A 1,646-nucleotide genomic window follows, 5' to 3' on the forward strand; every position below is an offset into this window, starting at 1 on the left:
TCAATTAAAAGTAACAAGTACGCAAAATGCCAAAGGTGGGGATGTCTGAAAGCAGAAAACCGCAGCTTGTAAAAGCGACCATGTCAGTGATTGACAGAGTCGGTTTACATGCTGCGAGCATCTCGTTGATCAGTAAAGAGGCTGGAGTATCAACGGGGATAATTAATCACTACTTCGGTGGTAAGCATGGGTTGTTAGAAGAAACCATGCGCGAGATCCTTCGTCAGCTTTCTTCAACAATCACTGGGAAGCTTCGTGCGTTGCCAGCAGATGCTCATCATCAGCGTATCAACGCCATTATTGACGGCAACTTTGTTGGTTATCAGGCAGAAAACAAAGTGGCTAAAACGTGGCTGGCTTTCTGGTCTTACTCAATGCATGACGAGCAACTTAAGCGTTTGCAACGAGTGAATGAGCGACGTCTGTTGTCCCATCTAAGAAGAGAACTAAAAGCACTATTAAGTGCGGAGCAAGCAGAGTTGGTTGCTCACGGGATAGCATCACTGATTGACGGTATATGGCTACGCGGCACGCTCAACCCGCAAGGCATCGATGCTGATAAAGCGAGGATCATCATCAACGATTATCTCGAAAAGCAGCTAACGTTTTACTCTCATAAAATATAAAAGTCACAGGTCTTCACTATGGAAATGAAAACACATTACATCGATGGTGCAATGTATATCGGATGTTCTGAAGAGCATTTCACCACTTACAATCCGGCAAATGGTGAGCCATTGGCCAATATTAAACAAGCAAACCAGAGCGATATGGAAGCTGCGATTGAATCTGCAAAACGCGGTTTTGAGGTTTGGTCTGCAATGACGGCCATTGAACGTAGCCGGATTCTTAACAAAGCGGTAGCGATTCTGCGTGAACGCAATGACGAGTTAGCCGCTTTAGAAGTGGCGGACACGGGTAAGCCAATTCAAGAAGCGATCGCTGTTGATATTACGACAGGCGCAGATGTTATCGAATATTACGCTGGTCTTGCACCAAGTTTGCAGGGTGAGCAACAACCTCTCAATGAAAACCAGTTTTTCTATACGCGCCGTGAACCTCTGGGAATTTGCGCAGGTATTGGCGCCTGGAACTATCCTATTCAAATCGCAATGTGGAAATCAGCACCAGCACTGGCTGCGGGTAATGCAATGATCTTTAAGCCGTCGGAAGAAACACCGCTTACAGCACTTAAGCTTGCGGAAATTTATTCTGAAGCGGGTCTACCTGGTGGTGTGTTTAACGTCGTGCAGGGTGACTATCGCGTAGGGCAGATGCTAACGGCGCATCCGGATATTGCTAAAGTATCGTTCACTGGCGAATCAGGTACTGGCAAAGTTGTTATGGGTGACAGTGCAAAAACGCTTAAGCAAGTCACAATGGAGTTAGGTGGTAAGTCACCACTGATCGTATTCGACGATGCGAAGCTGGACGATGCGGTATCAGCAGCAATGGTTGCTAACTTTTACACTCAGGGTGAGGTATGTACCAACGGTACCCGTGTATTTGTCCATGAATCTATCTACGACGACTTTGTTGCACAGCTTAAAACTCGTACTGAGAAACTGGTTGTCGGAGACCCTCTTGATGAAAATACACAAATCGGTGCCCTAATTTCAAAAGAACATGAAAGCAAAGTGCTGTCA

2 protein-coding genes are annotated in these 1,646 nt (G+C 46.0%); both read left to right on the top strand.

The genetic code is table 11. The features are described from left to right. The first annotated feature begins 26 nt into the window (after nucleotides 1-26). Entirely contained in the window at nucleotides 27-626 is a 600-nt protein-coding gene (gene betI, locus R8269_RS23875; protein WP_318222734.1) for a transcriptional regulator BetI, read from the top strand. Between the two features lie 18 nt (nucleotides 627-644). Further along, a partial coding sequence (locus R8269_RS23880) for an aldehyde dehydrogenase family protein (RefSeq protein WP_318222735.1) occupies nucleotides 645-1,646 on the top strand: 1,002 nt, incomplete at its 3' end.

It is taken from the genome of Vibrio sp. Vb0667, assembly GCF_033391095.1.